Raw genomic sequence first — 5,439 nt, forward strand, 5'->3', positions numbered from 1 at the left:
ACCCAGACGGGCAAAGCCGGCCCAGTCGTCCTCCACCTCGATCGTTCGCAACGTACCACGGCTCGTCTCGACGTCGGCGGAATGCCAACCGGCGTCCAGCGCACCGTACCAGCCGTTCGGCTCGGCGTTGGCGACTCCGGCCGACAGGGCGAGCGCCCCGGCGGCGCATGACGCCAGAATGAATGTCTTAACGCGCATGGGTGAATGCCCTCCGCAGCCCAAAATGATGTGACGGCGTATGAGCCGCCGCTGGTGCTTCATAACAGCCCAGCTGGCCAAGGTCGAGACGGCCCGACGCGAACGCTGTCGAGCGTGGCTGGAAGGCTACATTACACCGTTTTCGGACCTTCGTTGGGGATTTTCCGGGCCTGGCCGGTCGCCTCGAAGGGAAGCGGCGCCGCCGATGGCCGGGCATCGAAGTCCTGGCCGTGTCCGCGATTCGGGGCAGACCAGGCGCGCCATCGCAGGGCGACTCGTCAAAACGACGGGCCCGCTCCGGCGGAAAAGCCCGCCGCGACGCCTCATCCGCCGCCCGTGCGGCCGCTCGCCTTGCCTGTCCCCTCGCAGACGGGACAGGTCTCGCCCGACGCCGTCGCGCCGATCCCCTGGCACTCCGGGCACAGGGTCGCATCCGGTTGCTGCAACGAGGCCGGGTCGGTCGGACCGGATGGCGTCAGGTCGCGATCGTCTATCTCGTGTTCCTTCATGCCGGAGGGAACGGCGCCGGAGGCCTCCGGTTTCATGATGACAGCAGGCGGGCCTGGCTTTACGGACCTGCTCATCATGGACGAGACCGAACGGCAATCCGAGGATCGCGGCTGGGAGACGGCGAAGACGCTCGCCGAAGCCCTGCCCTACATCCAGATCTACGACCGCAAGACGGTGGTCATCAAATACGGCGGCCACGCCATGGGCGAGAGCGCCGTGGCCAGGCAGTTCGCGGCCGATGTGGTGCTGCTGAAGCTGATGGGGGTCAATCCGGTCGTGGTTCACGGCGGCGGGCCGCAGATCAGCGCCATGCTGGACAGGGCGGGCGTGAAGTCGGCCTTCGTCGACGGCCTGCGGGTCACCGACGCCGACACCATGCAGGTGGCCGAGATGGTCCTGTCCGGGGCCGTCAACAAGGAGATCGCCCACTGGATCACCATGGCCGGGCGAGAAGCGGACGTGCGGGGCGTCGGCCTGTCGGGCAAGGACGCCGGCCTGCTGACCGTCGAAAAGACCCGGCGCACCAAGCGTGATCCCGACAGCATGATCGAGCACGAGGTCGATCTGGGCTTCGTCGGCGAACCGACCCGGGTCGATCCCAAGCTGGTCAGACGCCTGCTTGAGTCCGACGCCGACTGGGTGCCGGTCATCGCCCCGATCGGGGTGACCGAGGACGGCCAGACGTTCAACGTCAACGCCGACACCGTCGCCGGAGCCATCGCCGGGGCGCTGGAGGCCAAGCGGATGCTGCTGCTGACCGACGTGGCCGGCGTCCGGGGGGCGGACGGCCAGATCATCCGCCAGATGACCGTCGGCGAGGCCGCGAAACTGATCGAGGACGGGGTCGCCACGGGCGGCATGATCCCCAAGCTGCAGACCGCCATGGCGGCGGTGCGCGACGGGGTCGAGGCCGTGGTCATCCTCGACGGCCGCCGTCCCCACGCCATGCTGGTCGAGCTGTTCACCGAACACGGCGCGGGCACCCTGGTGAAGGCCGGATGACGGCGGAGCCGGTTCGCGCGACCGAATACGGCGCCGACCTGCGCCACGTCCGCAGCTGGGTCTTCGACCTCGACGACACCCTGTATCCGCCCGAGAGCCAGTTCATGGGACTGATCCAGCAGCGCATCAACGACTATGTCGTGCGCACCGCGGGTCTCCCGGCGGACCAGGCGATGACGGTGCAGAAGGGCTATCTGCGCGACTACGGCACCTCCCTGGCCGGGCTTATGGCCCACTACCGGATCGACCCGCACGACTTCCTGGCCGAGGTGCACGACGTGCCGCTGGACGTGTTGACGCCCGACCCCGGCCTGCGCGCCGCGCTGGAGCGGCTGGAAGGCTCGCGCATCGTCTTCACCAACGGATCGATGGCCCACGCCCGGAGAGTCGTCGAGAAGCTGGAGCTGGCGGACCTGTTCGACGGCCTGTTCTCGCTGGAGGACGCCGACCTGATTCCCAAGCCCGATCCACGGACCTTCGCCCGTATGACGGACCGGTTCGGCGTCGACCCCGCCACGGCGGCCTTCTTCGAGGACACGGTGCGCAACCTGCCCCCGGCCAAGGCCATCGGCATGACCACGGTGCTGGTCGGGCCGCACGCGCTGGACGCCGACGCGCCCTTCGCCGACCATCGGGCCGCCGCCCTCGGCCCCTTCCTCGCCACCGCCCGCCTGCCCGGAGACGCCCGATGACCGACCCGACCCATCTGGAAGCCGTCATCGAGGCCGCCTGGGAAGACCGCGCCAATGTCTCGGCCCACACTCACGGCGAGGTCCGCAAGGCCGTCGAACAGGCCCTCGGCCTGCTGGATTCGGGCCAGGCGCGGGTCGCCTCGCGCGGCGCCGACGGAGTCTGGACCACCCACCAGTGGCTGAAGAAGGCGGTGCTGCTGTCCTTCCGGCTCAACGACAACGAGATCATGCGGGCCGCCGACCGGGGCACGGCCAGCCCGACCACCGGCCATGCGCCGGGCGTCGGTCCCTGGTGGGACAAGGTCCCCAACAAGTTCGGCGACTGGACCGCGATCGACTACCAGGCGGCGGGCTTCCGCTCCGTGCCCGGATCGATCGTGCGGCGCGGCGCCTTCATCGGCCGCAACGTCGTGCTGATGCCCAGCTTCGTGAACATCGGCGCCTATGTGGACGAGGGCGCCATGGTCGACGCCTGGGCCACCGTCGGTTCGTGCGCCCAGATCGGCAGGAACGTCCACCTGTCAGGCGGGGCCGGCATCGGCGGGGTGCTCGAGCCCCTGCAGGCCAATCCGACCATCATCGAGGACGGCTGTTTCATCGGCGCCCGGGCCGAGGTGGCCGAGGGCGTCATCGTCCGCGAAGGCGCCGTCCTGGCGATGGGCGTCTATCTGTCGGGCTCAACGAAGATCGTCGACCGCGCGACGGGCGAGGTCTTCCGCGGCGAGGTCCCGGCGTACAGCGTGGTGGTGCCGGGGAACCTGCCCGATCCGGACGGCGGACCGGGCCTGTACTGCGCCGTGATCGTCAAACGGGTGGACGCGCAAACCCGGGCCAAGACCGGGGTGAACGAACTGCTGCGGGATTGATCAGGGCGGGTTGGCGCCGCAAGGTGACCGAGGGGTCGCCATGTCTGATCGTCTCGCCGACGCATTCGATTTTCAGGGACGTCTCGGGCGCGACGATCAACGCCGCCTTGAACTGAAGCTGGGCGTAATCGCGGTACTGGCTTGGGTGACTCCCATCGCCCTGCTGATGGCCGGAGCGCCCCGGGCGTTGGCATGGTTGCCGTTTCTCGCCCTGCCGCCTGCCGGAGTCGCCTTCGTCGCTGCGGGGGTTCGGAGGCTTCACGACGTAGGTCTGGGCGCCCGGATGGAATTTGTCAGAGGGGCCGGCTTCCTCATCATGGTGCTCGGTCCGCTGGCCGCGGCTATCCTGATACCCGATCTGCCGGAACCGTTTGGGTGGGTGCTGGTCGGCTTTTCGGCGATCATCTTCATTGTGGCCCTCGGCCGCAATCTGACCGGGGGACGGCCGGAATGGGGTCCCGGCGATCCCGGCCCCAACCGCTTCGGCCCGCCGCCCGAATAGCCCTCAGTTCGTCGCCGCCAACCGCACCAGCTTGCCGTCGGTTTCGTCGGTGATCGCCCAGACGGCGCCGTCCGCCGCCACCGCCACGTCCCGCACCCGCTCGCCGAGGTCGGTCAGAAGGCGCTCCTCGCCGACGACGCGGTTTCCCTCGAGCACCAGCCGGGCGATGTGCTTTTCCTTCAGCCCCGCGACCAGCAGATTGCCGCGCCAGCCAGGGAACATGGCCCCGTCGTAAAAGGTCATGCCGCCCGGCGCGATGACCGGGTCCCAGTAGTAGAGCGGCTGCTCGATGCCCTCGCGCGCTGTGACGCCAGCGTTGATCGGGCCGCCGCGGTATTCGATTCCGTAGGCGACGTCGGGCCAGCCGTAGTTGAGGCCGGCGCGATCCAGATTGATCTCGTCCCCGCCCCGCGTGCCATGCTCGACGGTCCAGACGTCGCCGTTCGCGGCGATGGCGATCCCCTGCACGTTGCGGTGACCCAGCGACCAGATCTCCGGCAGGGCCCCGGCGCGGCTGACAAAGGGATTGTCGGACGGGACCGAGCCGTCGGCGTTGACGCGGATGGTCTTGCCCATGTGCGAGCCCAGGTCCTGGGCTTGGGGCCGCATCGACGCGTCGGATCGCTCGCCCAGGGTTATGAACAGCTTGCCGTCCGGCGCGAAGGCGAGGGACGAGCCGTAGTGCAGGGTCCCGTCATAGGTCGGCGAGGCGCGGAAGATGACCTGTACGTTCTCGACCCGCGTTCCATCGTCCGACAGCCGCCCGCGCGCCACCGAGGTGGCGTTGCCGCCCTCGCGCGGCTCCGAATAGCTCCAGTAGATCATCCGGTCCTGGCCGAACCCCGGCCCGACCACGACGTCCAGCAGGCCGCCCTGGCCGCGTGGGTCGACGGCGGGCAGGCCGGCGACCGGTTCGCCGACCGAGCCCTCGGCGGTGACGATGCGCAGGCGCCCGGGCCGCTCGGTGACCAGCCAGCGGCCGTCCGGCAACAGGGCCAGACCCCAGGGTTCGACCAGCCCCGAGGCGACCACCGTATGCGCCATCCCCGTCTCCGTGCGCACGCCCGGCGCGCGGGTCTGGCCCGGGAAGGCGGGCTGCTGCCCGGCGCCGTTGGCGGGCCGGCTCTCGACGGAGGCGCCGGCCGGGACCGAAGCCTGGTCCTGCCCCTCGGCTCCGCAGGCGGCGGCGAGAACGACGGCGGAAACCGAGGCGGCGAGGACGGGCAGGCGCATGGGAAACTCCCGGAAGGGCGACGGCGAAACGGTCCCGCGACCGTTACCGTTCCCGGGGCGGCGCGTCACGCGGATGCGGCTTGAATCCCCCGCCGCCCGCCTATATAGGCACGCCTCTTCCGGCGGACAGACCAGTTCCCGCCGGGACTCGAGCGACATGATCGTCAATTGGGGCTGGGTAGCTCAGCTGGTTAGAGCGGTGGATTCATAACCCACAGGTCGACGGTTCAAGTCCGTCTCCAGCCACCACTCGGCCCCCGCGCGACTATCTCCCTCCCGATCACGTCCGCGCCATCCGGCGGCGTCTGCGCGTCTGGCACGGTGTTTGTTCCGTAACGCGTTAGGTGGGCCAGAATGGAACACCGTTCGATGGAGAGACGCTGATGGCGACTTCCGTTGTTGTGGCCCGGAGCAAGACCGACGGGCTCGAGTACCT

6 protein-coding genes, 1 tRNA gene and 1 pseudogene are annotated in these 5,439 nt (G+C 69.4%); 5 read left to right on the top strand and 3 right to left on the bottom strand.

Going from position 1 to position 5,439, the window contains the following annotated elements; genetic code table 11:
* Together Q8Q71_RS13965 and Q8Q71_RS13970 are read right to left on the bottom strand one after the other, a co-directional pair.
* A pseudogene (locus Q8Q71_RS13965) lies at positions 1 to 198 on the bottom strand (cell envelope biogenesis protein OmpA); the annotation flags it as partial.
* Positions 199 to 521: 323 nt separating this feature from the next.
* Entirely contained in the window at positions 522 to 743 is a 222-nt protein-coding gene (locus Q8Q71_RS13970) for a hypothetical protein (protein ID WP_305760210.1), read from the bottom strand.
* A 40-nt stretch (positions 744 to 783) separates the two neighbouring features.
* Here Q8Q71_RS13970 and argB point away from each other — a divergent pair, with 40 nt between their 5' ends.
* Genes argB through Q8Q71_RS13990 form a run of 4 tightly spaced genes read left to right on the top strand, consistent with a single transcriptional unit; the run spans position 784 to position 3,770 of the window.
* The gene (argB, locus tag Q8Q71_RS13975; RefSeq protein ID WP_305760215.1) at positions 784 to 1,710 is read left to right on the top strand and encodes an acetylglutamate kinase; all 927 of its coding nucleotides are present in this window, start codon (positions 784 to 786) and stop codon (positions 1,708 to 1,710) included.
* On the top strand, positions 1,707 to 2,402 hold the full coding sequence (locus Q8Q71_RS13980; protein WP_305760211.1) for a pyrimidine 5'-nucleotidase: 696 nt from the start codon (positions 1,707 to 1,709) through the stop codon (positions 2,400 to 2,402). The genes argB and Q8Q71_RS13980 overlap by 4 nt, the downstream gene beginning before the upstream one ends.
* Positions 2,399 to 3,268 carry a 2,3,4,5-tetrahydropyridine-2,6-dicarboxylate N-succinyltransferase gene (dapD, locus tag Q8Q71_RS13985; protein ID WP_305760212.1) on the top strand — a complete coding sequence of 290 codons (870 nt, stop codon included), beginning with the start codon at positions 2,399 to 2,401 and terminating at the stop codon, positions 3,266 to 3,268. Before Q8Q71_RS13980 ends, dapD begins: the two co-directional genes overlap by 4 nt.
* 10 nt (positions 3,269 to 3,278) lie before the next feature.
* Positions 3,279 to 3,770, top strand: a complete 492-nt coding sequence (locus Q8Q71_RS13990; RefSeq protein ID WP_305760213.1) for a DUF805 domain-containing protein — start codon at positions 3,279 to 3,281, stop codon at positions 3,768 to 3,770.
* 3 nt (positions 3,771 to 3,773) lie between these two features.
* Here the strand turns inward: Q8Q71_RS13990 and Q8Q71_RS13995 are convergent, their stop codons facing one another.
* Positions 3,774 to 5,003 (bottom strand): PQQ-dependent sugar dehydrogenase, encoded by a 1,230-nt coding sequence (locus tag Q8Q71_RS13995; RefSeq protein ID WP_305760214.1) that lies wholly within the window; start codon positions 5,001 to 5,003, stop codon positions 3,774 to 3,776.
* A 172-nt stretch (positions 5,004 to 5,175) separates the two neighbouring features.
* Here Q8Q71_RS13995 and Q8Q71_RS14000 point away from each other — a divergent pair.
* A tRNA-Met gene (locus Q8Q71_RS14000) sits at positions 5,176 to 5,252 on the top strand.
* Positions 5,253 to 5,439 lie beyond the last annotated feature (187 nt).

Origin of the sequence: Brevundimonas sp., assembly GCF_030704825.1 — a bacterium.
In the GTDB taxonomy this organism is placed as follows: Bacteria; Pseudomonadota; Alphaproteobacteria; order Caulobacterales; family Caulobacteraceae; genus Brevundimonas.

What these genes read in the sequence shown, in the direction of transcription:
- Q8Q71_RS13970 (WP_305760210.1), bottom strand. Translation starts at nt 743, where the DNA reads ATGAAACCGGAGGCCTCCGGCGCCGTTCCCTCCGGCATGAAGGAACAC.
- argB (WP_305760215.1), top strand. Translation starts at nt 784, where the DNA reads ATGGACGAGACCGAACGGCAATCCGAGGATCGCGGCTGGGAGACGGCG.
- Q8Q71_RS13995 (WP_305760214.1), bottom strand. Translation starts at nt 5,003, where the DNA reads ATGCGCCTGCCCGTCCTCGCCGCCTCGGTTTCCGCCGTCGTTCTCGCC.
- dapD (WP_305760212.1), top strand. Translation starts at nt 2,399, where the DNA reads ATGACCGACCCGACCCATCTGGAAGCCGTCATCGAGGCCGCCTGGGAA.
- Q8Q71_RS13980 (WP_305760211.1), top strand. Translation starts at nt 1,707, where the DNA reads ATGACGGCGGAGCCGGTTCGCGCGACCGAATACGGCGCCGACCTGCGC.